This is a genomic window from Achromobacter sp. GQ309 (assembly GCF_059759315.1).
Genome location: NZ_JCAXDP010000004.1, coordinates 144,009 through 169,025 on the forward strand (window position 1 = coordinate 144,009; position 25,017 = coordinate 169,025).

18 protein-coding genes are annotated in these 25,017 nt (G+C 64.8%); 8 read left to right on the plus strand and 10 right to left on the minus strand.

Features of this window, described 5'->3' with window-relative positions:
• Positions 1-51: 51 nt before the first annotated feature.
• A complete protein-coding gene (locus AC6CIE_RS14040; RefSeq protein ID WP_498092510.1) occupies positions 52-1,050 on the minus strand; it encodes a Bug family tripartite tricarboxylate transporter substrate binding protein in 999 nt (332 codons plus the stop codon).
• A 242-nt stretch (positions 1,051-1,292) separates the two neighbouring features.
• On the opposite strand from AC6CIE_RS14040, the gene AC6CIE_RS14045 reads away from it, so the two are divergent.
• Positions 1,293-2,264: a bifunctional helix-turn-helix transcriptional regulator/GNAT family N-acetyltransferase gene (locus tag AC6CIE_RS14045; RefSeq protein ID WP_175123857.1), complete on the plus strand. Its 972-nt coding sequence runs from the start codon at positions 1,293-1,295 to the stop codon at positions 2,262-2,264.
• A 6-nt stretch (positions 2,265-2,270) separates the two neighbouring features.
• Positions 2,271-3,152 carry a DMT family transporter gene (locus tag AC6CIE_RS14050; RefSeq protein ID WP_175123856.1) on the plus strand — a complete coding sequence of 294 codons (882 nt, stop codon included), beginning with the start codon at positions 2,271-2,273 and terminating at the stop codon, positions 3,150-3,152.
• A 44-nt stretch (positions 3,153-3,196) separates the two neighbouring features.
• On the opposite strand, the gene AC6CIE_RS14055 is transcribed toward AC6CIE_RS14050, so the two are convergent.
• The 3 genes from AC6CIE_RS14055 to msuE all read right to left on the minus strand — a co-directional run bounded on the left by AC6CIE_RS14055 (position 3,197) and on the right by msuE (position 5,928).
• A complete protein-coding gene (locus AC6CIE_RS14055; RefSeq protein ID WP_498092512.1) occupies positions 3,197-4,225 on the minus strand; it encodes a methionine synthase in 1,029 nt (342 codons plus the stop codon).
• A gap of 27 nt (positions 4,226-4,252) precedes the next feature.
• On the minus strand, positions 4,253-5,236 hold the full coding sequence (locus AC6CIE_RS14060; RefSeq protein WP_498092514.1) for a DUF1852 domain-containing protein: 984 nt from the start codon (positions 5,234-5,236) through the stop codon (positions 4,253-4,255).
• A 110-nt stretch (positions 5,237-5,346) separates the two neighbouring features.
• Positions 5,347-5,928 carry an FMN reductase gene (msuE, locus tag AC6CIE_RS14065; RefSeq protein WP_175123853.1) on the minus strand — a complete coding sequence of 194 codons (582 nt, stop codon included), beginning with the start codon at positions 5,926-5,928 and terminating at the stop codon, positions 5,347-5,349.
• A 172-nt stretch (positions 5,929-6,100) separates the two neighbouring features.
• On the opposite strand from msuE, the gene AC6CIE_RS14070 reads away from it, so the two are divergent.
• Positions 6,101-7,012, plus strand: a complete 912-nt coding sequence (locus AC6CIE_RS14070) for a LysR family transcriptional regulator (RefSeq protein WP_175137101.1) — start codon at positions 6,101-6,103, stop codon at positions 7,010-7,012.
• 214 nt (positions 7,013-7,226) lie between these two features.
• Positions 7,227-7,910, plus strand: coding sequence for a response regulator transcription factor (locus AC6CIE_RS14075; RefSeq protein WP_498092516.1), 684 nt, complete (start codon positions 7,227-7,229; stop codon positions 7,908-7,910).
• 1 nt (position 7,911) lies between these two features.
• Here AC6CIE_RS14075 and AC6CIE_RS14080 read toward each other — a convergent pair whose 3' ends face one another.
• The 6 genes from AC6CIE_RS14080 to AC6CIE_RS14105 all read right to left on the minus strand — a co-directional run bounded on the left by AC6CIE_RS14080 (position 7,912) and on the right by AC6CIE_RS14105 (position 19,139).
• Positions 7,912-13,371: an AAA family ATPase gene (locus AC6CIE_RS14080; RefSeq protein WP_498092518.1), complete on the minus strand. Its 5,460-nt coding sequence runs from the start codon at positions 13,369-13,371 to the stop codon at positions 7,912-7,914.
• Between the two features lie 125 nt (positions 13,372-13,496).
• Positions 13,497-15,104 (minus strand): MFS transporter, encoded by a 1,608-nt coding sequence (locus AC6CIE_RS14085; protein WP_498092520.1) that lies wholly within the window; start codon positions 15,102-15,104, stop codon positions 13,497-13,499.
• A 71-nt stretch (positions 15,105-15,175) separates the two neighbouring features.
• Positions 15,176-15,874 (minus strand): hydrolase, encoded by a 699-nt coding sequence (locus tag AC6CIE_RS14090; RefSeq protein ID WP_175123847.1) that lies wholly within the window; start codon positions 15,872-15,874, stop codon positions 15,176-15,178.
• Between the two features lie 169 nt (positions 15,875-16,043).
• Positions 16,044-16,727, minus strand: a complete 684-nt coding sequence (locus tag AC6CIE_RS14095) for a DUF1275 family protein (RefSeq protein WP_495602411.1) — start codon at positions 16,725-16,727, stop codon at positions 16,044-16,046.
• 82 nt (positions 16,728-16,809) lie between these two features.
• Positions 16,810-17,238 carry a DoxX family protein gene (locus tag AC6CIE_RS14100; protein WP_175185602.1) on the minus strand — a complete coding sequence of 143 codons (429 nt, stop codon included), beginning with the start codon at positions 17,236-17,238 and terminating at the stop codon, positions 16,810-16,812.
• 11 nt (positions 17,239-17,249) lie between these two features.
• Complete coding sequence (locus AC6CIE_RS14105) at positions 17,250-19,139, minus strand: amidohydrolase (RefSeq protein WP_246282844.1); 1,890 nt, start codon at positions 19,137-19,139, stop codon at positions 17,250-17,252.
• 343 nt (positions 19,140-19,482) lie between these two features.
• On the opposite strand from AC6CIE_RS14105, the gene AC6CIE_RS14110 reads away from it, so the two are divergent.
• The 4 genes from AC6CIE_RS14110 to AC6CIE_RS14125 all read left to right on the plus strand — a co-directional run bounded on the left by AC6CIE_RS14110 (position 19,483) and on the right by AC6CIE_RS14125 (position 24,506).
• On the plus strand, positions 19,483-20,592 hold the full coding sequence (locus tag AC6CIE_RS14110) for a porin (protein ID WP_191576348.1): 1,110 nt from the start codon (positions 19,483-19,485) through the stop codon (positions 20,590-20,592).
• 156 nt (positions 20,593-20,748) lie between these two features.
• On the plus strand, positions 20,749-22,371 hold the full coding sequence (locus AC6CIE_RS14115) for a methyl-accepting chemotaxis protein (protein ID WP_498092522.1): 1,623 nt from the start codon (positions 20,749-20,751) through the stop codon (positions 22,369-22,371).
• A gap of 87 nt (positions 22,372-22,458) precedes the next feature.
• Entirely contained in the window at positions 22,459-23,124 is a 666-nt protein-coding gene (locus AC6CIE_RS14120) for a response regulator transcription factor (RefSeq protein WP_279975800.1), read from the plus strand.
• A complete protein-coding gene (locus AC6CIE_RS14125; RefSeq protein WP_498092524.1) occupies positions 23,124-24,506 on the plus strand; it encodes a sensor histidine kinase in 1,383 nt (460 codons plus the stop codon). The genes AC6CIE_RS14120 and AC6CIE_RS14125 overlap by 1 nt, the downstream gene beginning before the upstream one ends.
• The last annotated feature ends 511 nt before the right edge of the window (positions 24,507-25,017 follow it).

Here is a 25,017-nt window from a genome sequence, read left to right on the forward strand (position 1 = left end):
TTCATGTCATCGCGCACGGCACGGGCCGCCCGGACCGTGCAGCGTCACGCATCAATCGATGCGCGCGCCGGACACCCGCACGACCTCGCCCCACTTTTGCACCTCGGCGTCAACCAGTGTCACGAATTGCGTGCGATCCGTGAGCTGCGGAATCACCAGGCCGACGGCGCCCAGCTTTTCCTGAATGGCGGGCGACTGCATGGCGGTGCGGGTGGCCTCGAAGAGTTGCTGGAACACCGGCGCCGGCACACCGGCCGGGGCGGACAGGCCAAACCAGTATTCGGACGAGAAACCCGGATAGCCGCTTTCCGCCACGGTGGGCGTGTCGGGATAGGTGGGATTGCGCTTGGCGCTGCCAATGGCAAGCGCGCGCAGCTTGCCGGCGCGCACGTGCGGCAGCGCCGTGTCCTGATTGACGAACAGCACGTCCACGCGACCCGCCAGCACGTCGTTGATGGCAGCCGAGCCGCCGTTGTAGGGCACATGCATGATGTCGAGCTTGGCGCGCTGCTTGAGCATTTCCATGCCCAGGTGGCCAGTGGTGCCGTTGCCCGACGAGGCGTAGGAGTATTTGCCGGGCTCTTTTTGCACCAGCGCGACGAACTCGGCCAGCGTCTTGGCCGGAAAGCCGGGTGCGGTCACCAGCACGTCGGCGCCGAAGGCCAGGATCGCGATCTGGTCGAGCTGATCGAGCTTGTAGGGCAGCTTGCTGTAGAGGCCCTGGTTGGTGGCGATGCCCACGCCCGACACGAGCAGCGTGTGGCCGTCGGGGCGCGCCTGGGTCACGTACGCGGTGCCGATGTTGCTGTTGGCGCCGCCCTTGTTCTCGACCACGATGGTGGTCTTAAGTGCTTTACCCATCTCGGAGGCGAGCAGGCGGCCGATGAAGTCGGTGCCCCCGCCGGCGGGGAACGGCACGACCAGGCTGATGGGCTTGTCGCCCGGGAAGTCGGCAGCCCGGACTGGCGCGGCGGTCATGCCCAGCGCCAACCCGGCGATCAGCGCCGGCGCCATCAACTTCAAGAACGTGCTGCGAACGGACGATGCCATCCCTGCCTTGCGGCATGCTTTTCCCACGGCGTGCATGGTGTGATTCCCTTGAGTGTTATGAAGCGAGCTTTGAATTGCAGGGAAAAATTAGCACGCGGGTTTGAAGCGCCAGTAATCACAAATGCCCGCTGATTTGAGAGATTCTTGTTATTACGGGTTATCCCGGCGTGGAAATCTGCTTGACAGGTTTGGTTGTATTGCACAACATAGAAGTTGCGCAATACAACATAATGGGATACGCCATGCAGATGCCCGCCAAATCGATAGACGAGATCCGAGCCGCGTCGCGCACGATTGTGCGCGAGCTGGGCTTCATGCGGCCGACCTTGGCGGGCACCGCCTACTCCGCTTCAGCTGTGCACGCGCTGCTGGAAATCGATGCCCAGGGCATGGTGGCGGCGGCCCACCTGGTCAGCGCGCTTGGTCTGGAGAAATCCAGTGTCAGTCGCATGCTGTCCAAACTCATCGCCGCGGGCGAGATTGCCGAGTCGGCCACGCCGGAGGATGCGCGACTGAAGCAACTGACGCTGACCGGCAAGGGCAAGGCGTTGGTCAAGCGTATCCACGCCTACGGACGGAATCAGGTCACCACGGCGATGGCGCACTTGAATCCCTCGCAACAGCAGGCGGTCGCGCAAGGGTTGTCGGAGTACGCCAGAGCGCTCAAGGCCAGCCACGGGACGCAGTCATCGGCCGCGCTGGATACGGTGCAGATCGTGTCGGGATATCGACCCGGCCTGGTGGGACGCGTGGCCGAGATGCATGCGGCCTTCTATTCAAAGCACTCGGGCTTTGGCCAATTCTTCGAAAGCCAGGTGGCCGCGGGGATTGCCGAGTTTACGGGGCGGCTCGGCGAGCCGTGCAATGGGGTGTGGACGGCGATCCAGAACGACCGGATTGTGGGCTCCATCGCCATAGACGGCCAAGACCTCGGCAACAACCAGGCGCATCTGCGCTGGTTCATCCTGGATGACGGATGCCGCGGCGGCGGGATCGGCCGAAAGCTGATCGGAACTGCCCTGGATTTCTGTGACCGGTTCGGTTTTCCCGAGTGTCAGTTGTGGACCTTCAAGGGCCTCGATGCAGCGCGCAAGTTGTATGAGTCCGTGGGCTTCAAGCTCGTGCACGAGGAAGACGGCCAACAGTGGGGAAGCATCGTCACAGAGCAGCAATTCACCAGGATTAAACCCGCGTCCAGCCACCAACCTGGGTGAACTTCCATGCGGACCGAGCTCAACGCGATCGCTGCCGCGGCGGCGGTGGGGGTGCTCGTTGGCGCGGCGATGGTTTCCACAAGCGTGGTGTCCAGTGCCGTCTCGCCCGCCACTCTGGCGTTTCTGCGCTATCTGATCGGAGCCGCAGTCCTGCTGCTGCCGATTGGTTCGGCCGCACGAACACCCTTCAGGGTCAAGGATGCCGCGGCCATCGCCGCGCTGGGCATTTTTCAGTTCGCGGTATTGGTGCTATTGCTCAACCATGCGCTGCTGACAGTGTCGGCAACCGTGTGCGCGCTTGTGTTTGCCACGATGCCGCTGGTGACGATGTGTCTTGCGGTGCTCACAGGCAAGGAGCCATTCAGTGGCCGAGGCCTGGTTGGCGTGTGCATCGCGGTTGCCGGGGTTGCATATCTGCTGCTGATGCCTTCCGAGTCCTCGGCAGGCATGGCGAACAGCGGCTGGGGCGTGTTGGCTTTGGTTTCGGCCACCGTCGTCGGCGCCGTGACGAGCATTCTGTACGCGCCATACCTGCGCCGCTATCCGGCGCTTGCGACCTGCCGGCTGGCGATGGTTTCGGCGGTCGTGTTCTTGTTGGGATTCTGCGCCCTCACGTCGCAGCCGCTGATTCCCGCGCTGAATCGGCTGGAATGGGCCAACGTCGCGTTCGTTGGGCTATCGAGCGGTCTGGGCTATTTTTGCTGGTTGTGGGCGCTGGGCAAGCTGGCGGCAAGCAAGGTCACCGCCTTCCAAGCCCTTGGCCCGGTGGCCGCTGCGATTATCGAGTCGATCCTGTCACAACGGCTTCCGCCGATGGCGGTGCTGGTCGCCCTCGCGATGGTCGCCGCGGGCCTGGTCATTGCAACACGCAGGCCGAAGGCGAACTGATCGGAGGTTGCCAGGCACCGCCCAGCCGCTTGCCGCCTGCGACGTCAGGCGGACAGTTCCCGGCGAATGATCTCCGCACCCGCGCTCAGCGCGTTCAGCTTGCCCTTGGCCACCGCGCGCGGCAACGGCGCCATGCCGCAGTTGGTGCACGGGTACAGCTTGTCGGCGTCCACGAACTTGAGCGCCGTGCGCAGCGTGTTGGCGACTTCATCCGGCGTTTCGACGGTGTGGTTGGCCACGTCGATGGCGCCGACCATCACCTTCTTGCCGCGAATGAGTTCGATGAGGTCGATCGGCACATGCGAGTTATGGCATTCCAGCGAGACGATGTCGATGCTGGACTTCTGCAGCTTGGGGAACGATTCCTCGTACTGGCGCCATTCCGAACCCAGCGTCTTCTTCCAGTCGGTGTTGGCCTTGATGCCGTAGCCGTAGCAGATGTGCACGGCGGTTTCGCACTTCAGGCCTTCGATGGCGCGTTCCAGCGTCGCGACGCCCCAGTCGTTCACTTCGTCGAAGAAGACGTTGAACGCAGGTTCGTCGAACTGGATGATGTCGACGCCGGCGGCTTCGAGTTCGCGGGCCTCCTGGTTCAGGATCTTCGCGAATTCCCAGGCCAGCTTTTCGCGGCTCTTGTAGTGGGCGTCGTACAGCGTGTCGATCATGGTCATGGGACCGGGCAGCGCCCATTTGATCGGCTGCTTGGTCTGCCGGCGCAGGAACTTGGCGTCTTCGACGAAGACGGGCTTCTGGCGGCTGACGGCGCCGACGACGGTGGGCACGCTGGCGTCGTAGCGGTCGCGGATGCGGACGGTTTCGCGCTTTTCGAAATCAACGCCGTCCAGATGCTCGATGAACGTGGTGACGAAGTGCTGACGCGTCTGCTCGCCGTCGCTGACGATGTCGATGCCGGCCAGTTCCTGTTCCTTCAGCGCGAGGATCAGGGCGTCCTGCTTGCCTTCGGTCAGTTGTTCGTCTTGCAGGCTCCAGGGCGACCAGAGCTTTTCGGGCTGGGCAAGCCAGGAGGGTTTGGGCAGGCTGCCGGCGGTCGAGGTGGGCAAAAGCTTTTTCATGGCGGGTGTCCGTCTGTGTTCGGTTTATTAGTGGGAGTGGCTGGCAGCCCATTGATCAAGCACGTGCTTGTACGGCTTGATGAAGTGCGCCTCGGCAAACTTGCCCTGTTTGACGGCCAGTTGGCTGCGTTCGACGCGGTCGTACACGATCTGCGTCAGCGAATAATCCTGGTTCTTCAGGCTGGGTTGGTAGCGCTTCCCGGCCGCGGAATTGGCGTTGTAGATTTCGGGGCGGTAGATGCGCTGGAACGCTTCCATCGTGCTGATGGTGCCGATCAGCTCAAGATTGGTGTAGGCGCCCAGCAGGTCGTCCTGGAAATAAAACGCCAACGGCGCAACGCTGTTCGGCGGCATGAAATAGCGCACTTGCAGCCCCATCTTCTCGAAATACTGATCGGTCGGCGAGAATTCGCTTTGTTGATACTCCACGCCCAGGATCGGGTGGTGGTTGTCGGTGCGGTGATAAGTCTTGCTGCTGGACACGCTGATGCAGATGACCGGCGGCTTCTTGAAGTTCGCCTTGTAGGCTTCGGATTCAACGAAGTGCTTGAACAGCTTGCCGTGCAGGTCGCCGAAATCGTCCGGCGTGCTGAACGTGGATTTGTTGTCGTTGTATTCGGGCAGCAACACGCTGAAGTCGTAGTCGCGCACGTAGGACGAGAAGTTATTCCCGACGATGCCGTCGATGCGGTTGCCGGTCTTCTTGTCGACGATGTTGGTCTTCAGCACCTCGATCAGCGGAAACGCATTGGCATTGCCGTTTGCGCCCAGCGTCATCTCGGCGGTGATGATGTCAAGCTCAACGGAATAACGATCGCCCGTGGGGTTGTCCCAATGCGCCAGGTCATTGAAACGGCTGTCGATCATCTTCAGCGTGTTGCGCAGATTCTGCTCGCGGCTTTCGCCTCGGGCCAGATTGGCGAAGTTGGTCGTGATGCGCGTGCTGTCCGACGGCTGATAGTTTTCATCGAAGCGAAGGCTTTTGATGCTGAAGGTGAAGTCTTTGTTCATGATGGTCGGATGCAAAAGTGCTGCGATAAGCGTGAATTCGGGGTGAACGGGGCCGGCGTTCGCGGAGGCGTTTCTGCGCGGCTTGCTGCGAAAGCCGCTGGGCCTGGGCTTCAGGCCGCGATGGCTTCCACGGCCGCGGCAGATCGCATCTGCCGGGTCAGTTCGACCAGCGGCAGTGCGCGTTGGACGGCCAGTCCGGCACGCTCGATCAGCGCGTCGTTCTTAAGCCGGTAGTCGACGAAGTCCTCGTCGGTGGCGTAGATGCCCAGCGGCAGCGTGCGCGCCTGAAAGAAGCTGAACAACGGCCGCAACTGGTGGTCGATGATCAGCGCATGGCGTTGGCTGCCGCCGGTGGCGGCCAGGAGGACCGGCTTGTCGATCAGCGCGTCCTGATGAATGAAATCGAAGAAATGCTTGAACAGGCCGGTATAAGAGCCGCGATAGACGGGCGTTGCCACCACGAGGACATCGGCTTGCTCCACCGCGGTCAACTCGCGCTCGACCGAGTCGGGCAAGTTCGAGCGCCACGTCGCGCCGGCAAGCTGCGGGGCGATCCGGCCCATTTCGACCAGGCGGGGTTCGCAGGGAATTTCATTGGCGATCAGCGTCAGCAGTTCCTCTGCCAGGGCGGTGGTCCTGGAGGGACGTTGCATGCCGCCGGAAACGGCGACCAAGCGTAGGGGGTGTGTCATCTTTGCTTCCATGAAGCCAATCGGCGCGGAGGGAGTCGACTTGCCATGGAACGTGCGTGTTGATCTGGTCAACGTGCGGAACACAGCGGCAAACAAGAACGCAATGCTAAATATCAAAATCCATGACGTAAAATGGTTTTATTTCACAAATCCATGAATCTAGATCATAAGAATGCTTGAACGTATCCATCTGAGCATCGTGCAGCAGGTCGAAAAACAAGGTTCGTTGACGGCTGCGGCTGGCGTGCTGAACCTGACCCAGTCGGCGCTGAGCCACAGCATGAAGAAGCTGGAGGTGCAGCTCGGCACCGATATCTGGCTGCGTGAAGGAAGACGTTTGCGCCTGACGCAGGCGGGCCAATATCTGCTGGCGGTGGCGAACCGGGTGCTGCCGCAACTGGACCTGGCCGAAGAGCGGCTGGGCCAGTTTGCCCAGGGCGAACGCGGCGCGCTGCGCATCGGCATGGAATGCCACCCGTGCTATCAGTGGCTGCTGAAGGTGGTGGCGCCGTATCTGGCGGCGTGGCCGGACGTGGATGTGGACGTCAAACAGAAGTTCCAGTTCGGCGGCATTGGCGCGCTCTTCGGCTACGAGATCGACCTGCTGGTCACCCCCGATCCGCTGTTCAAGCCGGGCCTGAAGTTCGAACCGGTGTTCGACTACGAGCAGGTGCTGGTCGTGGCGAAGGGCCATCCGCTGGCGTCGGTGGCCTACGTGAAGCCCGAGCAACTGACGCAGGAAGTGCTCATCAGCTATCCCGTCGATATCGAACGGCTGGACATCTACAACCAGTTCCTCTTGAAGGCCGGCGTCACGCCCAAGCGGCACAAGGCGATCGAGACCACCGACATCATGCTGCAGATGGTGGCCAGCGGCCGCGGCGTGGCCGCGCTGCCGCGCTGGCTGGTCGAGGAGTACGCGGTCAAGATGGATCTGGTGCCGGTGCGCTTGGGTCCGCGCGGTATTCCCAAGCAGATCTTCCTGGGGTCGCGCGAGGCGGACGACGCCCTGGATTACCAGCGGGCGTTTATCGAGATGGCGCGTCAGCCTGCCGCAGCGAAGGCCGCCACGCCGGACGTCTAACGGGGACACATAAGCGGGGGGCTTGGCATCCCTTCATCTCCTTAGCGAAAAGAGGAAGCGGGGCTCCTGGCGGGAAATCTGCTGGGCGGCTTCGGCCTCCCGCAGTTAAAGGGGACAAATCTCACCGCTTAAACTCGCAGCATTTGTATCTGGTGGCTGCCCTATGAGGCATGCGACGCAAGCATTGCGCCGCGCCCCGCAAGGAGTCATAGCGTTGAACATTCAAAAATCCGGCGCGCCCTCTGCGATTGTGTATATCGTGGACGATCACGCCGAGGTCAGCGACTCGCTGTTTCGCTTGCTGTCGTCTATCGGGATCTACGCCGAAACCTTCGACTCGATCAGTGCCTTTCAGGCGGCGGCGCGGCCGCCGGTGCCTTCCTGTCTGATTCTGGATCTGCAATTGTCGGATGGCGACGGCCTGGCATTGCAGGCGCGTATGCGTGAACTGGGCGATCACATTCCCATCGTGGTGGTCACGGGCTTTGGCGATATCCGCCAGACGGTCAAGGCCATGAAGGCCGGCGCCATCGATTTCCTGGAAAAGCCCATTTCCGAGCAGCGGCTGCTGGATTCCGTGCACCGCGCACTGGAGTCGGACGTCGCGCGCCGCGCAAAGGAGCAGGAGTTCGAAAAGGTCATGGCGCTTTATCGCTCGTTGACCGCGCGCGAGCAGCAGGTGATCGAGTTGATCGCGTCCGGCTGCCTGAACAAGGAAGTCGCCGAGCAGTTGGGGATCAGCGAAGTGACGGTCAAGGCGCACCGGGCCAGCGCGTACCGGAAGATGCAGGCGCGCAGCTTTGCCCAGCTGGTGCAGATGATCATGAAGGTCAATCCGCGCGTCGCCGCGCACGCGCCGGCCTCGCGCGACGATGCCGGGGCGGGCGACGGCGAATGACTCAAGCCTGCGCGGGCAGCGAAAAATAGAACACCGCGCCCGCCGGGCTGTTGGGCCGCGCCCACATCTGGCCGTGATGCAGCTGGATGATCTCGCGGCAGATGGCAAGACCCATTCCCAGGCCCTTTGTCTTGGTGGTGAAGAAGGGATCGAACAGTTTCTTCACCGACGCCGCGTCGATGCCGCTGCCGGTATCCAGCACCTCCACAAGCACTTCGTCGTCTGAGGCAAGCCGGGTGACGACGGTCAGTTGCCGCGCAGAGGGCTCGTGCTTCATGGCGTCGACCGCGTTGACATACAGGTTGAGCAGGACCTGCTGCAGCTGAACGCGGTCTCCGGACGTGTGCAGCGCTCCATCAGCCAGGTCCAGGATCACTTGGACGTCGCTGCAATCGAGCTCGCTGCGCAGCAGCGTCAGGGTTTCCTTCACGAGCCCGTTCAGTTCGATCGGACCAAAGGCGGCCGGCGCCTTCTTGATCAGCGCGCGTACCCCCGAAATGATTGAACCGGCACGTTGGCCGCTGCGCACGATGCGGCGCAGCGACTCCGCGACTTCTTCGGTGTTGGGCGGCGTGCGCGCAATCCAGTTCAGCGCCGCCTGCGCTTCGGTCAACACGGCCGACACCGGCTGGCTGACATCGTGCGCGATGGATGCCGTCATCGAGCTGACGGTAGTCATGCGCGTGACGTGCGCGAGATCCGATTGAATCTGCTGCATTTTGGCCTCTGCCGCCTTGCGTTCGGACAGGTCCAGGACAAACGACACGCCCTGGTTGTCGTCGGCGGCGAACCGGGCGGAGCCCAGCAGCACGGGCACGCGGCGGCCATCCTTGCGGATCAGTTCGGTCTCGACCGGCTCGGCGGTCTCGCGCAGCAACAGTTCATCCAGCGACACCGCGCCGCTGCGTGACACCAGCGCCGTCCATCGCAGCCGGCCCGCGCCCACGTCCTCGCGGTCGTAGCCGGTCATGGACAGGAACAGGTCATTGGCTTCCAGCACTTGTCCGTCGTCGCGCCAGAACCAGATGCCGATGATGTTGGCTTCGACCAACCGCTGTATCCGGGCTTCGCGCTGCGCCAGATCGCGATACAGGCGCGCGCGTTCGATGGCAATGGCGGCTTGCGATGCCAGCAGGCGCAGCACGGCGGTCCGGTGCGGCGCGAATACGCCGCGCGCCAGGGTGTTTTCCAGGTACAGCACGCCAATGGATTTGGACTGGGTGGTCAACGACAGACACAACACGGACGGCAGCCGCGCGGCGCGCACGTACGGGTCGCCGGTGAATGCGCCCGTCACCCACGCGTCGTCGAGGACGATGGTCTCGCCGGTCCGCCAGCCGTAGTTCACGATCTGCTGCGGCAGACCGGCTTCGTCCAGCGATTGGGCGCGCTGGCTGATCGTCACGGAATCGCCGGATGTGGTCGCGATGGCGCGGGCATACAGTTCGCCGTCAGATTGCAAGACAAGCACGCCACGCGTGGCGCCGGCTTGTTCCAGCGCGATCTTCATCAGCTTGTCGAGCAAGGTCTGCAAGTCCAGCGCGCTGGCCAGCGCGCGGGAGATGTCGATGACGGTGGCCAGATCCAGGCTTTCTACCGGGGTTTCGATGGTGGAGCCCTGCGCGGCGCTGCGACGGTCCACGAACAGCGTGGGATACAGGGCGTCGATCTGCCTGACCTTGCCCGACGCGCCCCAGTGCTGGTAGCACGCGCGTGCATGTTGCAGATACGTGTGCGCAATGCGCTGCTGGCCGCGGCCCTCGAAAAAGCGCGCGGCGCATTCATTGGCCAGTCCTTCGACGTGCACGAGGCCGTGGTCGCTGGCGCAGTGGATGGCGTCGTCGTAGCGTTGCATCGCGTCCAGCACGTCGCCATTCAGTCGCGCGACTTCGGCGTCGATCAGCAGTTGCTGGCTCTGGAAGTTGGACGGGCTGGATGCGGCCCACGGACGGAGCTTCTCAAGATGGACCTTTACGGCGGCCAGCGCCGCGGCGCGTTCCGAAGGACACGCCGGTACGGGACACCAGGCGCGGGCCAACGCGGAATAGAAGTGGAATTCCATCTCCTCGATGAACGCCAGCGACGTCCAGACGAACGCGGAGGCTTCCTGGCTGGCGCGCACAGCGCTGGTGAAATCGCCAGCGAAAACCCGGGCCTGAAGCTTGCGCAGGTAGTGCCAGCAGGCCGTGACGTTCCGGCCGGGCTCGGCCTGGATCTTCCGTTCGAATTCAGCCTCGCTGAAACCGGCGTCGTCCAGCGTGCCGAATTGCGTCGTGAGACCCTGCAGCATCTTGGCCAGCTGAAGCTGCGACGTATACCGGTCCAGGACTTCAAGACCCGCCTTGCGCGCGAAGGCGAGGCCGCGGCTGGCGTCGGCGCGGATGGTGTTCAGCGCGCCGCCGGTGGCCAGCATGTGCGTGACCATACTGTTCAGCGCGAAGGACGCATAGGTCCAGTCGCCCTGCAGGCTGGCCAGTTCGAAGGCGGTTTGCAGCAGGTCGCGCGCCTGGCTGACGGGCTGCGACCACGGCACGATCTGGCCGCCGAACACCTGATAGACCCGCGCGCTGAAACGGACCTGTCCGCGCTGCTGGACCAGATCGACGCCCAGCTTGCCGAAGGCGTAGCCGTCTGCGTAGTCGCCGGTGCGCGCGGCCAGGATCATGCCCAGCCACGCGTAACCCAGGCTGGATGCATCCGTATTGCCATGGCGCAGGCTCAGGTTGGCCATGCGCAGAATGACGCGCTCGCGCAGATTCGCAAAGAGCGTCCAGGCCGGGGGCAGGAGCGCGGTCAGGACGCCCATCGTGCCTTCCGCGTCGGCGTCCTGCATCTCAGGGAGGCCGAGCAGGGCAGCCGCAGGCCGGCCGTCGCGCAGCGCATTGAACTCGGCGTACTCGCTGGAGACGGCTTCATCGGACGGGCTATCCGTCCAGTCCATGCCGGCGCGGCGCAGGTAGTGCAGCCCGGCGTCAATGGCCTCGTGCCGCTCGCCCAGCGCCATGAACACTTCCACGCGCAACTGCGTCACGCGGGCCAGTTCCGGCAATGGCCCCTCGCGCTCTCCCAGCCGGGCCAGCCGATGCTTGGCGCTCGCCACCGCGCCCCTGCGGAACTCGCATTCCGCGCGGGTGATCTCGATGGTGAAGGCCAGCGCGGGCTGATGCTGCCTGCCGTCGTCGGACAGAAACGCCGAGGCGGCCTCCAGATATCGGATAGCCGCGGAATAGTCGGCGGTGTCCTTGGCCAGCGCGCCGGCCAGGGCGTTCAGATGGGCAAGCCGGACGCGTTCTTCCTGGCTGTGCACCAGTTGCCATGCCCGGTTGAACTGGTCGACCAGTTCAAATGCCTGCGCCTTCAGTTGTTCGGGTTCGAGGTCCTGCGCAAGCCGCCGGCCGATCGCCAGGTGCGTGGCCGCGCGCTGCCGTTCGGGAATCAGCGCATAGCTGGCCGCCTGCACCCGGTCGTGCGGAAAGCGGTACACGTCGCCGGTCCGGAACACGAGGCTCTGCCGCTCGCATTCGCGCATGGCGGTGGCCACGTCGAGTCGCGGCCAGTTTAGCGCGAGCGCAAGCTTGTCGAGCGACGTGTCGTGTCCCAGGCACGCCATGTGTTGAATGGCTTCGCGGCTGTCCGCCGGCAACCGCTCGACCTGCTGGATGATGATGCCGACCACGTTGTCGGTATAGGCCTGTTCGCGGATGGCGTCCGCATCCCAGATCCAGCGCTGGCGGCGCGGGTCGTAGTGCAGCAGTCCCTCGGCCGCAAGCGTGGCCAGGAAGCGAAGCATGAAGCACGGATTGCCGGCCGTCTTGGCCTGCACCAGACTGACCAGCGGATCGATCCACGGCGACTTGCTTTGCAGCGCATCGGCGATCAGGCGGGCGGAATCGCGCTCGTGCAGGTTGGTGAGCGCGATCTCGGTCAGGGGAATCGTGTTGGCGCGCAGGCTGTCAATGAAGGCGGCGAGTGCGTGGCGCGGCGTTATGTCTTCGGCGCGGTACACGCCCACGACCAGGATGTTCTGCAGATCCATCTGCGCCAGCTGTTCAATGACGCGCAGCGTGGCGGCGTCGGTCGACTGCAGGTCGTCCAGGAACAGGATCAGCGGATGGCCTGGCGACGAGAACGCGCAGAACAGATGCTGAAAGGCCAGGCGCAACCGCGCCTTGGCGTCGCCTTCGGCCAGCAGGCCCGACGCGTCCGGCACGATCATCGCCAGTTCGGGAATCAACGCGAGCAAGCTGTCGCCGCCCGCGGAGACCACCACGCGCAGCTTTTCGCGCCACTCGCCCAGATCGCTCTCGTTCTTGGCAAGCACGGCCTGAAGCAGGCCTCGCGCCGCCTCGACCAGCGCGGCGTAGGGACCGGCGTGGCTGTGAGGATCGCCCTTGCCCTTGGCGAGCAGGGTGTACTGGCTGCCGACGACGCGATGCAGTTCTTCGATGAGGATGGACTTGCCGACGCCCGGTTCGCCGGAGATCAGCACCACTTCGGCGCGGCCCGATCCCGCCACCCGGCCCATGGCGCCGAGCAGGATGTCCAGCTCGGTGCCCCGGCCGTACAGCGTGGCCGGCACGCGCACGCGCCCGGGGTGATCGTAGCGGCCCAGCACGAAGTCCGGGGCGGCGCTGGGGCCGGCCGTCAGCGTGGTCAGGCAGCACTGCAGATCCGCGGCAAGCCCTTCCGCCGTCTGGTACCGGTCGTCCGCCGATTTCTCGAGCAGCTTCATGACGATGGCCGAGAGCTCGGCGCAGATGCCGGGGTTGCGCTCGGCGGGCGCCACGGGCAGGCGCGCCGTATGGCTGTGCAGCCAGGTCAGCGCCGATTCTGCTTGGAACGGAAGCTCGCCGGTCAAGGCTTCGTAGAAGACGACGCCCAGCGAATACAGATCGGATCGCGCGTCGGCGCGGTGGCCGGAGCGGCCGGACTGTTCGGGGGCCATGTAGGCCGGGGTGCCGACGATGTCGCCCGGCGTTGAGGCGGGCGCGGTCTGATAGGCGCCAAGCGGCGTGGAAAACGAAAAGCCGGTCAGGTGAGCGGCCGCGTCCTGCTCGTTGAACAGAATGTGCGCCGGCTTGAGATTCCGATGGATCAGCCCGGCGTTGTGCATCTTGCCCAGCGACATCGCCACCGCGATGGCGAAGCGGAGAAATGCCGGGGCGGGCATTGCCCGCGAGTGGTGCGTGGCCAGCGGTTGTCCGCCGGGATCCTGCAGATACAGGACGGTGGAGCCGCCGACGCGCGCCAGCTCGGTCGGCACGGCGGCCCAGCCCGGATGCAGGTAGTCGCGCAGGCCGTATTCCTGTTCCAGCAGGTGCCGCGCGCATTCCGAGCTGTCATTAGGCCTGAGCCAGACGGCCAGCTTCGAGGCGCCGCGCCCGAAGACCCGGTCGCCATCCACCCACAGAACCTCGAAGCGGGCTCCGTTGACTGCCTCGAAGCGAGGAGCGCTGTCCATGTCACACCTAAGCCGCGGCCTCTCGGCACGCGGCATCAAAATCCCTGTCGGCGCAATTCTAGTCAGGAATCATGCTTCGCTTGTAACGGTGTGTGCGGGCAGCGCCGGTCTCATCCTGCTGCCCCTTATTGCGGGATGGGGGCGACGAAGTGCGAGACCCGCGGCGGCGTGTCGCCGATGTGGAAGGCGCGCACTTCCGCCTGCTGGTCCTCGTCGGCGTGGGTGACACGCTCGTGCTGGCGCAGGTGTTCCAGCCACGACATCACCAGGAAGTATTCCAGGTAGCGGCCGGGCTGGGCGGCGTCTTCAAAAATGCCCCACGCATACGCGCCGTCGCGCCGGCGTTCGGCGCCGGCATGCTGCATGGCCTGCACGAAGTCCGCGCCGCGTGCCGGATCGATCAGGTATTCCACGGTAATCATCACCGGGCCGCGATCATGCGTGACGTGCTGGCCGATCAGGGGTTCGGGCCAGTGCATCGACGGCGCGAGGTCCAGGTCGGCGCCCAGTTGCAGCTTGGCCTTGCGGGTCAGCAGCATCGCCAGGACCGAGCCCGCGGCCGCGATCAGCAGGGCCGTGGGAACGCCGGCGCGTACGGCGGTCTGTCCCCAGATCATGCTGCCGGCGGTCATCGAGCCGAAGAACACCGTGACGAAGATCGCCAGCCCGCGTGCGCGCACCCAGTCGGGCAGCGCCACCTGGGCGGACACGTTGAGCGAGGTCAGCACCATGATCCACGACGCGCCCGCCAGAAAGCTGAACGCGCCGGCGACGACGGGATGCGGCACCACCGCAAACACCACCAGCGTAAGCGCCGTGCCCAGCGTGCCGGCCATGACGCTGCGGTCCGGGCCCAGCTTCTTGCGCAGCGGCGGCAGCACGATGGCGCCGATCACGGCGCCCGCACCGACGCAGCCCAGGATGATGCCGTAGAGCAAGGCGCCACCCTGCAACACCTGGCGCACGATCACCGGCAGCAAGGCCCAGTAGGCGCTGGCAAACAGGAAGAACGCGACGGCACGGACCAGCGTGGATTTGAGCGGCTTGCTGTGCAGCGCGAAACGCAGGCCAGCACGCATGGCATGAAACAGTTGTTCGCGCGGCAGGCGTTTTTCAGCGGCCGCGGGCGGCTTCCACCAGATCAGTGCGGCCACAACCACGATGAAGCTGACCGCGTTCACAAAGAACGGAATCGCCACGCCCAGGCTGGTGATCAGCACCCCGGCCAGCGCCGGACCAATGGCGCGGCTGACGTTGATGCCCACGCTATTGGTCGCGATGGCCTGCTGCAGCGAAGGACGCGGCACGAGGCTTGGGACGATGGCTTGCCACGCGGGCGCCGACAGCGCCGTGCCGATGCCCATCAGCAAGGTAAAGCCCAACAGCACCCACGGCGTGGTCAGACCAAACCAGACGACCAGGCCCAGCGCCAGCGCGATGAAGCCCATCGCGATCTGCACCATCAGCAACAGCTTGCGGCGGTCCATCGTGTCGGCCAGCGCGCCAGCCAGGAGCGACAGCAGGAACACGGGCAACGCGCCCGCCGTCTGCACCAGCGCCACGAACATCGGCGACGGCGACAGCGAGGTCATGAGCCAGCCCGCGCCCACGTCGTGCATCCAGGTGCCGATGTTCGACAGGACGGTAGCCACCCAGATCACCGTGAAGGCGGAGTAGGCGAAGGGAGAGGAAGGCGGGGCTGGGTCAGCGGGTCGGATGTCGGCGGTCGTCATGGCGGGCAGGCTGCGGAAGAAAGCAAAAAGGCCCGCGGCCGCTGCGAGAGCGGCTGCGGGCCCGTGGGGCATCAGCGGGCGATGACGGGCGCGGCGACGGGCGCGATGGCGTCGTGGGCAGTCTGCGTGCGCTGCTTGGCCTTGTGCACCATGGTGTAGGCGTAGTCCACGCCCATGCCGTAGGCGCCCGAGTGTTCCTTCACGATTTCCATCACGGCATCGTAGGAGTCACGGTGGGCCCAGTCGCGCTGCCATTCCAGCAGCACTTGCTGCCACGTGACCGGCACGACGCCGGCCTGGATCATGCGTTGCATGGCCATGTCATGCGCTTCCTTGGACGTGCCGCCGGACGCGTCCGAAACCATGTAGATCTCGTACTCGCCTTCCAGCATGGCGCACAGGGCGAACGTGGTGTTGCAGACTTCGGTCCAGAGGCCGGCGACGACAACCTTCTTGCGGCCGTTGGCCGCCAGCGCGTCACGCACCTTCTGGTCGTCCCACGAGTTCATCGAGGTGCGTTCCAGGACCTTCTGGTTCGGGAACACGTCCAGCAGTTCGGGGTAGGTGTAGCCCGAGAACGACTCGGTTTCGACGGTGGTGATGGTGGTCGGAACGCCGAAGACCTTGGCGGCCTTGGCCAGGCCGACGACGTTGTTCTTCAGCGTCTGGCGGTCGATCGACTGCACGCCGAAGGCCATTTGCGGCTGGTGATCGATGAAGATGATCTGGCTGTTCTGCGGGGTCAGGACTTCGAGCTTTGCTTGGGACATGAAAATCACCTGGAAGATTGAATCAGAGGGGGGGACGCATAGCGCCTGGCTGCATGAAGATGCCTCATTCGCCCGCTGTGCCGCGAGCTTTAACGAGAACGTCAGGATATGGGAAACGTTCGCATTTCGACATTGTTCGAAGGTATGGCGCGTCCCCCTTCAGGTAGGGTCAGGCGGGGGCGCGCTTGATGCCCAGGGTGGCCAGGGCGGCGACGACGGGCGGCAGGACGAAACACCACATGAGCGACGCCCAGTACAAGAGCGCGGCGATGGCGCAGCCGGACGCAAAGGCCGCCAGGGCGGGCAGCATCTTGCGCAGGCGGCCGACGGCGGCCGTGCGGGCCTCGCCCGACACGCCCTTGCAGAGGTCGGCAAGGTCGATCATCACCTGCGTGGTGGTGCCGGTCATCAGTGTGGACGGCGGCGCGCTGCCCAGGTGCATGCGCTGGATCGCATTCTGGATGCCCATGGCCGCGACCAGCAGCATGCCGCCCATCACGGCAAAGGGCGCGTCGCTGTCGGAAAACGGGCCGTAGGCGATGAGGACCGCGGCCGCGGCAGCCAGCAGCAGCACCTTCGCGCACATGAGTTTCGACATGGCCGAGTCCGCGGCCGCGAGGCCGGACGCAAACAGGCGCGTCAGGACGACGACGGCACAGAAGAGCGGCAAGGCCAGGAGCTTGGCAAAGGCGCCGGTCGTGCCGTGGACGAAGGCGGCGCCCAGCGTGACGAAGTTGCCGGTCACGTGCGCCGTGAAAAGGCCATTCAACGCCAGGAACCCCGCCGTATCGACGTATCCCGCGTTAAAGCCCAGGAGGCCGGTGAATCGGGGAGATACGGGTGTCTGTTCCATGATGTGCAAGGTAAACGTGGAAGACGCAGTGCCCGTTGGACCGGCGGTGCGGTCAGCGCGACGGGCACTGCAAAAGAGGCCGTTACCGCCGTTCGTTCAGGTCCTGCCAGATCACCAGCAGGAATCCGCCGACCAGCCCAAGGTGCTCGAAGAACGAGTTGGCGGCGAAGAAGCGCGCCTGGCCGGGCGGCATTTCCCAGAACTGCAGGGCGACGAAGGTGGCGAGGAGCGTGAAGATCGCCAGCGCCAGGGCGCCGATCCAGCGGTGCCAGCCGGTCAGGATCATGAGCGAGGCGATGATCTCCAGCGCGATCACGACCACGGCAAAGAACGGCGCGGGCGTGAGCCCGAAATGGGTCATTTCCGCGATGGCGCCCGGAAAGTCGGTCAGCTTGACCAGCCCCCCCTGCAGATACGCCGCGCACAAGCCCAGATAGGCGACAAAGCGGGCAATGCGGCCCCCGAGAACGGGGCGCGCGATGCCGGCCAGCGAGGTTGAAATGCTCGACATGGATTAGTCCCTTACACGGCCCAGCACGAGCAGCCCAGCGCGCCGAAGAACGACTTCTGGTCGGAGGCCGGCACGCTGGACGCCCACGCATTGGCGTGGCTGTGGCCATGCAGGCCGCACGCGCTGGCGCAACCGCAGGCAGCGGCAAAGCGCTTGTAGTCCAGCGAATTGCGGCCCGCGCCTTCCGGGTCGCCCCAGGCGGCATAGCCGCCGAACAGGCGCGTGGGCGACCAGTCGGGCATGGCGGGCGGCGGCGCGTTCTCGTCGAGCTTGGCGAAGTCGCCCGCGCCGTAGACCACGCGCCCGCCCACCACGGTCAGGTCGGACGTCAGGAACGAAATCTCTTCGTCCGCCACCGTGAAGTAGTCCTGGGACGGGACCATCAGATCGGCGAATTGGCCCACCTGGATGCGGCCGCGCTTGCCTTCGTCGTTGGAGAACCACGCGACGTTCTCGGTCCACATGCGCAGCGCCGTCTCGCGGTCCAGCAGGTTTTCGTGCGGATAAAGCGGCATGCCGCCCACGGTCTTGCCCGTGGTCATCCACGACAGCGAGATCCACGGGTTGTACGACGCGACGCGCGTGGCGTCCGTGCCGGCGGACGTCTTCACGCCCTTTTGCAGGATGCGCTTGACCGGGGGCGTGGCCTGCGCGGCCTTCGCGCCGTAGCGCTCGACAAAGTATTCGCCCTGGTAAGCCATGCGGTGCTGCACGGCAATGCCGCCGCCCAGCGCGGCGATCCGGTCGATCGACTTGTCCGAGATCGTCTCGGCGTGATCGAAGAACCAGTTGATGCCGGTGAGCGGCGTGTCGCGATGCACTTTCTCGAAGACGTCCAGCGCCCGCGAGATGGTTTCGTCGTACGTGGCGTGCAGGCGCCAGGGCCATTTGTTCTGGACCAGGACGCGCACGACCTCTTCCAGCTCGCCTTCCATTTCCGGCGGCATGTCCGGGCGTTCGACGCGGAAGTCCTCGAAGTCGGCGGCCGAGAACACCAGCATTTCACCCGCGCCGTTATGGCGGAAGTAATCGTCGCCCTGCTTGTACTTGACCGAAGACGTCCAGTTCAGGAAGTCTTCCTTCTCGTGCTTGGGCTTTTGCGTGAAGAGGTTGTAGGCGAGGCGAACGGTCAACTGGTTGTCGTCGGCCAGCTTCTGGATGACGGCGTAGTCGTCCGGGTAGTTCTGATAGCCGCCGCCGGCGTCGATGACGCCCGTGACGCCCAGCCGGTTCAGCTCGCGCATGAAGTGGCGCGTGGAATTCAGCTGGTAGTCGAACGGCAGCTTCGGGCCCTTGGCCAGCGTGGAATACAGGATCGTGGCATTGGGCTTGGCCAGCAGCAGGCCCGTCGGATTGCCGTTCGAATCGCGGATGATCTGACCGCCTTCGGGGTCGGGCGTGTCCCGGGTGTAACCCACCACGCGCAGCGCCGCGGCGTTCAGCAGCGCGCGGTCGTACAGATGCAGCAGGAACACGGGGGTGTCCGGCGCAACCGCATTGATTTCCTCGATGGTCGGCAGGCGCTTTTCAATGAACTGGTGCTCGGTGAATCCGCCCACCACGCGCACCCATTGAGGCGCGGGCGTGTTGGCGACCTGGCGGCGCAGCATTTCCATGGCGTCCGCCAGGGACCGCACGCCGTCCCAGCGCAACTCCATGTTGTAGTTCAGGCCGCCGCGCACGACGTGGGTGTGGTTGTCGTAGAGCCCGGGCAGGACGCTCTTCTTTTTCAGGTCCACCAGCCGGGTGTTCGGTCCCGCCAGGCGCAGGACTTCCCGGTCGCTGCCCACCGCGACGAACTTGCCGGCCTTCACGGCGACGGCGCCCGCTTCCGGGTTGGCGCGGTCCAGCGTGGTGAAACGGCCGTTGTAGAAGATCACTTCCGGGGGGCCGTCCGCCAGCGGCGTGCCGGTCTGGTTCTGCGACCCGGCATTCGCCCGGCCTGCCCACATGCTGTTGAGCGCAAACGCTGAAGCCAGCGAAGACGCCGCTCCCAGGACTTGTCGACGCGAAGCCATGCCACTCTCCTCGATTAATTTCGCGGTGGCTAGGTTTTCATGGCGCCCGCCGGGGCGCAATCCGACATTAGGTTCGTCACCCTATACCATCGACGAATGGCGCCGGCACGGCATGCACGCGTATCGTCTTCCGGTTTGCGTGCTGCCTTGCAGTTCCGGGGTCGCTCGTATCCCGTGCCCATGGGTTCATCGCGCAGGATTCCCACGGAAAGCACAGGAGCATGAGATGAAGGTTGGCCGCGACGCGCGCAAACGGGTTCTGGTTGGTGGATGCGCGGTGGCCGCGCTGTGTGGCGCCGTGGGCAGCGCGACGGCGCAGTCATCCGTCACGCTATACGGCCGGCTGAACACCGCACTGGAATACGCCTGGATCAGCGGCGGCGACAATGCCGGCTCCGGCTCGCGCATGACGAACAACCGGTCGGTTTTCGGCCTGCGCGGCGAAGAGGACCTGGGCAATGGTCTCTCGGCAATCTTCCAGATCGAAAGCGGCATCGCGCTCAACACCGGGCAAGGCGAGATCGCCAGCCGGAACACGCGGCTGGGGCTGGCATCGCCCTACGGCACGTTCTTCCTGGGCAATTGGCACACGGCCTACACCGAGTCGACCATGAAAATGGACCCGTACTACCCGATGACGGCCGGGTACATGGCGCTGATGGGCAACGGTTCGGCCTCCAGCTCGGGCAACGTCGAGAACACCAGTTCGTTTGACCGGCGCCAGAAGAACTCGCTGCATTTCCGCTCGGCCGACTGGCATGGCCTGAGCGCGGGCTTCACTTGGGGTCTGCCGCAGGAGCGCATGACGACGCCGCGCAATCCCCAGCTCTTCTCGTGGTCCGCGGCCTACAAGGAAGGTCCGCTGGCGCTGGTGGCGGCCTATGAGCTGCACAGGAACTACCAGATGGCCGATTCGCACGACGATGCCATCAAGCTGGGCGCCTCGTATTCGTTCCCGACCACCACGATCAACCTCGTCGTCGAGCAGTTGCGCTACCAGACGGCCACCGGCGATCTGCGCCGCAAGGGTTACTACGTGTCGCTGGTGCAGAAGCTGGGTTCAGGCAGCCTCAACGCGTCCGTCGGCTACGCCGCCAACGGCACCGGGCCGTCCACGCAACAGGTGGGCTATGTCCGTAGCGGCGAGAACACCGGCGCGGTCCAATACACGCTCGGCTACGAGCAGCCCTTGTCCAAGCGCACGTCCGTGTATGCGTACTACTCGAAGATCAAGAACCGTTCGAACGCGGCCTACGATTTCGCCATCAATGAACTTGGCGTGACTGCCGGCGCCAGCCCGCAGACCATTGCGCTGGGGTTGCGGCACAGCTTCTAGCCTTGGCGGGGCTTAACGATTCATTAATTGTTGCCTCGCTATAGTCGCGCTCGTCAGCCGGCGCGGCGCCTGTCAGTGGGGCCAGCGCTGCAATAGCGCGAGTAGTCATGAGCCGGTTGCCGATCACAACAAAGGCGAATGATGAATCTTGCAACCATGAAAGTGAGGTCTCGCCTCGCTATCGGTTTCCTCTTGCTTATCCTGGCGCTGCTGGTGCTTGGGGGCCTGTCCCTGTATGCCGTGCGGACGCTGGACAAGTCGATGTCCGACATCGTCAACGTGAACAATCAGCAGTTGAAGCTGGCGTTGCAGATGCGCGAGCTGGTGCAGGGCCGGGCCATCGTCGTGCGCAACATCGTGCTGTACACGGACCCGCAAGCCGTGGCGAATGAGATCACCCGATCGGAAGACATGGCGACGCGCTATCGCCAAGCCAGCGAACAGCTTGCGAAGATGTTTGCCGAGGACGAAGGGACGCTGCCCGCCGAGACCGATCTGCTGGCCGCCGCGCAGCGTGCGCAGCAGGAAGCGACGCCCATCTACATGCGCGCCCTTGAAGCCGGGCGCCAGAACAATGCGCAGGAAGCCGCCCGGATTCTGCGTGAAGAGCTGCGCGGCAAGCAGGACGCCTGGCTCGACCAGTTGATGGCGCTAGCCAACATGGAAACCAAACTCAGTGACGAATCGGCCGCAGAAGCCGCGCAGACGTCGGCACGCCTGCGCCATGCAATCGTCGTGATCATGGCGATCGCCGTACTGGCCGGTGTGCTGTCGGCCTGGCTGATCACGCGCAGCATCCTGCGTCAGCTTGGCGGCGAGCCTGCCGATGCGCAGAAGCTGGCGGGCGCCATTGCAAGCGGCGATCTCACCACGGCGCTCACGCTGGACGGACGCGACAGGTCGAGCCTGATGTATTCGCTGGAGACGATGCGCATGCAACTGGCGACGACGGTGGGGACCATCATCAGCGCGGCGGAATCCATCTCGACGGCGTCCGCCCAGATTGCAGAAGGCAACGCCGACCTGTCGCAGCGTACCGAGGAACAGGCCGCGTCGCTGGAGGAAACGGCCGCCAGCATCGAGGAAATGACCTCGACCGTGCGGATGAACCAGGACAACGCGGCCAGCGGCAGCAGTCTCGCCGTGGATTGCAGCCAGCTCACGGTTGAGGCGGGCCACGTGGTGGGCCAGGTGGTGGACGCGATCGGTGCGATCTCGACCGATGCCGAGCGCGTCGGCGAAATCGTCTCGGTGATCGACAGCATCGCGTTCCAGACGAACATTCTTGCGCTGAATGCGGCGGTGGAAGCCGCGCGGGCCGGCGAACAGGGCCGCGGCTTCGCAGTGGTGGCCACCGAAGTGCGCGCGCTGGCGCAACGCAGCGCGACGGCAGCCAAGGAGATCAAGGGCCTGATCGAGAATTCCAAGCGCGCGGTGCAAGGCGGCGAGTCGCTGGCGGCCACGGCGGGCGACCAGATGCAGAAGGTGCTGGACGCGGTGGCCCGCCTGAAAGAGGTGACGGTGGAAATCGCCTCGGCCTCGGCGGAGCAGACCAGCGGCATTGAACAGGTGAACGTGGCGGTGTCGCAGATGGACACGATGACGCAGCAGAACGCCGCGCTGGTCGAGGAATCGGCCGCGGCGGCAGGCGCAATGGCCACGCAGGCGAAGGAGCTGCTGCAGGCCGTGGCGCGCTTCAAGACGGAACGGCGAACCACTGCAGCGCATCCGGGCGCGCGCTACGAGCCGCTGGCGCTGGCCGCGCCCGCGCACGCCTGAGCCGGCGGCAGACCTTTATGATGCGGCATGCGCGGCAAGCCCGCCGCGCCGCGCAGAGGCTGCCAACGCCCACACAGGGGAACTGACATGCGGGTGCTGTTGGTCGAGGACGACGCGATGTTCGCGGACGCACTGACGCTGGCCCTCGAGGAGCTGGACTTTGCGGTGACGCTGGTGCAGGAAGTCGACGCCGCCAAGGTGCTGCTTCTGGAGCATGCCTTCACGATCGTGCTGCTCGATATCGGTCTGCATCGCGGGTCGGGGCTGGACGTGCTGCGCTTTCTGCGCCGGCGTGGCGACGCGGTGCCGGTGATCCTGATCACCGCGCGGGATGCCTTGAGCGACCGCATCAAGGGGCTGGATCTGGGCGCCGACGATTACGTCATCAAGCCGTTCGAGCCCACAGAGCTCTTTGCACGCATGCGCGCGCTGCTCCGGCGCAGCGGCGTGGCGGGCGACAAGGTGCTGGCCTGGCGTCATGTGAAGCTGGACCCGGGGCGCCGCGAGGCCTTTGTCGACGAGGCACCGACGCGCCTGTCCGAGCAGGAGTTCCGCACGCTGGAGATGCTGCTCAGGCATCCCGACCGGCTGGTGTCCACCGAAGAACTGCGCGCGCATCTCTACGGCGCCGACCGGCCCGGCGAAAGCAATACGATCGCCGTGTTCATTCACGCCCTGCGGCGCAAGCTGGGCAAGGACGCCATCGAGAACGTGCACGGCCAAGGCTATCGCCTCGCCCGGGACAGCAGCTGATGCGCCGGGTCACGAATTCGATGCGGGCGCAGATTCTGCTGGGCATCTTCAGCGCGCTGCTGGTGTCGTGGCTGGTGCAGTTCGGTCTGTACTGGAACAGCCTGACGCGGAGCGAGTCCGGGGCGCGCGATCATGAGCTGAGGGCAGTGGTCGACAGCGTTGCGTTCTTTCTGGCGATGGTGCCGGTAACGCAGGACATCACCCGCGACCTGCCGGTGCCCCCCTTCCTGTTGCGCCAGTCCATCGGCAAGACCGAGATCCAGGTCTGGGACCGCGTGACGAACCGGCTGGTGCTGGCGTCGACGGACGCGCCGCGCACGCAGATGGCGCAAGTCAATTCCATTGGGTTCTCGTGCGTCCTCTTCGGCGGCGACACCTGGCGCGTTTATGCGGGACTGGACGAGACGGCCCGCTTCGAGATCGTTGCCGCGACGCCGACGCGCGCGTTCTACGCGGGGCTTGCCGACCGCTTCGAGTTGGGCTCGATCATCACGCTGCTGATGTTTGCGGGGATCGGCAGCGTCACGATGTTCGTGGTCTGCCGTTCGACGCGCAAGCTTGGCCGCGCCGGCCGGGAGATCGCGCAGGCCAGCGTGACCGACGGCGTGACGGTTGACGAACGCGCGGTGCCCGCCGAAGTGGGACCCCTGATACGCGCCATCAACGAGCGGCAGCGTCGGGTGCTGACGCTCGTCGAGAACGAGCGGCGATTCATCGGCGACGCTGCCCACGAGCTGCGCACGCCGTTGGCGGTGCTGGCCGTGTACGCGGACACGGCATATCGGGTCAACGATCCCGTCAAAGCGAAGATGCTGATGCAGAAGATCGCCGAGACGACCCGCCGCAGCGCGCGCATCGTCGAGCAGCTGCTGGACCTGGCGCGCACCGACAGGAACGACATCGTGCTCGAACCCGTGAATCTCGCTTCCGTCGTGGGCTTTGTCCTGCGGGACATGCAGGCGTCGTTTGTCCATCGCGGCCAGCAGCTCACCGTGGATGCCGTCCCGGGCCAGATCCTGGGTCAGGTCGACGCGCTGGGCATCCTGGTGCGCAACCTGCTGGACAACGCAGGCCGGTACAGCGGCGACGGCAGTTCGATCCGGGTGGTGGTGGAGCGGGCGGCCGACAGCGTCACGTTGGCGGTGTCGGACAACGGCCCGGGCATCGCACGGCCGCTGCGCGAGCGCATCTTCGACCCCTTCTACCGCGGGCCCGGTGCGCCAAGCCACGGCAGCGGATTGGGGCTGGCCCTGGTGGCAAGGATCGCCCGCTCGCACAATGCGCGCGTCACGTTGGAGGACGGCGCCGAGGGGCGTGGCGTGTGCTTAAGCGTGACGTTTCCGCTGCCTGATGCCGTGGCCGCCGGCTCACCCGCGGAATAGGCGGGTGGAGAGAACATGGATACGCCCGACTGCCGCAGTGAGACACGGCCACCGTTCGACGGGCTGCGCGCTTATCTGCGAGCCGTCCAAAGCCGGGACGACTTGCAGCGGATCCGGCAGCTTGAGCAGCGAAATGGTGGACTGAAGCGGTCCGTGGAACGCTTGATGGCGGGGCACGGCGTTGCCACGCGGTGTCCTGAATGCGGCTCCAGAACCGTGAGAATCCGTACAGCTTCTTCACCAGCGGCATTAATCAGCCGACTGAAACGCATTTTTAGCTTGGGCACGCAGCGCCGGCCGGATTAATCAAGAAGGTAATGGTCGACCGATCCGTCGTGTCATTTTGTTTCCGAAACGTATGTGAATCGCGTTCCGGTAATGGGCACAGGCAGGACAAAGGATGGTATCCAAATCAAGCGTTATGCCGCGCAGAGATGGTATCCATTCAACGAATGTAAATACTTCGGATAACCCGTCCGTCGTGGTTTCTACAAATATCGGTCGTATTCCG

Bases quoted from the DNA above. Each gene is read 5' to 3' on its own strand.
- AC6CIE_RS14125 (WP_498092524.1), top strand. From the start codon at position 23,124: ATGCGCCGGGTCACGAATTCGATGCGGGCGCAGATTCTGCTGGGCATC.
- AC6CIE_RS14080 (WP_498092518.1), bottom strand. From the start codon at position 13,371: ATGGACAGCGCTCCTCGCTTCGAGGCAGTCAACGGAGCCCGCTTCGAG.
- AC6CIE_RS14085 (WP_498092520.1), bottom strand. From the start codon at position 15,104: ATGACGACCGCCGACATCCGACCCGCTGACCCAGCCCCGCCTTCCTCT.
- AC6CIE_RS14040 (WP_498092510.1), bottom strand. From the start codon at position 1,050: ATGGCATCGTCCGTTCGCAGCACGTTCTTGAAGTTGATGGCGCCGGCG.
- AC6CIE_RS14055 (WP_498092512.1), bottom strand. From the start codon at position 4,225: ATGAAAAAGCTTTTGCCCACCTCGACCGCCGGCAGCCTGCCCAAACCC.
- AC6CIE_RS14070 (WP_175137101.1), top strand. From the start codon at position 6,101: ATGCTTGAACGTATCCATCTGAGCATCGTGCAGCAGGTCGAAAAACAA.
- msuE (WP_175123853.1), bottom strand. From the start codon at position 5,928: ATGACACACCCCCTACGCTTGGTCGCCGTTTCCGGCGGCATGCAACGT.
- AC6CIE_RS14045 (WP_175123857.1), top strand. From the start codon at position 1,293: ATGCAGATGCCCGCCAAATCGATAGACGAGATCCGAGCCGCGTCGCGC.
- AC6CIE_RS14115 (WP_498092522.1), top strand. From the start codon at position 20,749: ATGAAAGTGAGGTCTCGCCTCGCTATCGGTTTCCTCTTGCTTATCCTG.
- AC6CIE_RS14060 (WP_498092514.1), bottom strand. From the start codon at position 5,236: ATGAACAAAGACTTCACCTTCAGCATCAAAAGCCTTCGCTTCGATGAA.
- AC6CIE_RS14095 (WP_495602411.1), bottom strand. From the start codon at position 16,727: ATGGAACAGACACCCGTATCTCCCCGATTCACCGGCCTCCTGGGCTTT.
- AC6CIE_RS14110 (WP_191576348.1), top strand. From the start codon at position 19,483: ATGAAGGTTGGCCGCGACGCGCGCAAACGGGTTCTGGTTGGTGGATGC.
- AC6CIE_RS14090 (WP_175123847.1), bottom strand. From the start codon at position 15,874: ATGTCCCAAGCAAAGCTCGAAGTCCTGACCCCGCAGAACAGCCAGATC.
- AC6CIE_RS14120 (WP_279975800.1), top strand. From the start codon at position 22,459: ATGCGGGTGCTGTTGGTCGAGGACGACGCGATGTTCGCGGACGCACTG.
- AC6CIE_RS14100 (WP_175185602.1), bottom strand. From the start codon at position 17,238: ATGTCGAGCATTTCAACCTCGCTGGCCGGCATCGCGCGCCCCGTTCTC.
- AC6CIE_RS14050 (WP_175123856.1), top strand. From the start codon at position 2,271: ATGCGGACCGAGCTCAACGCGATCGCTGCCGCGGCGGCGGTGGGGGTG.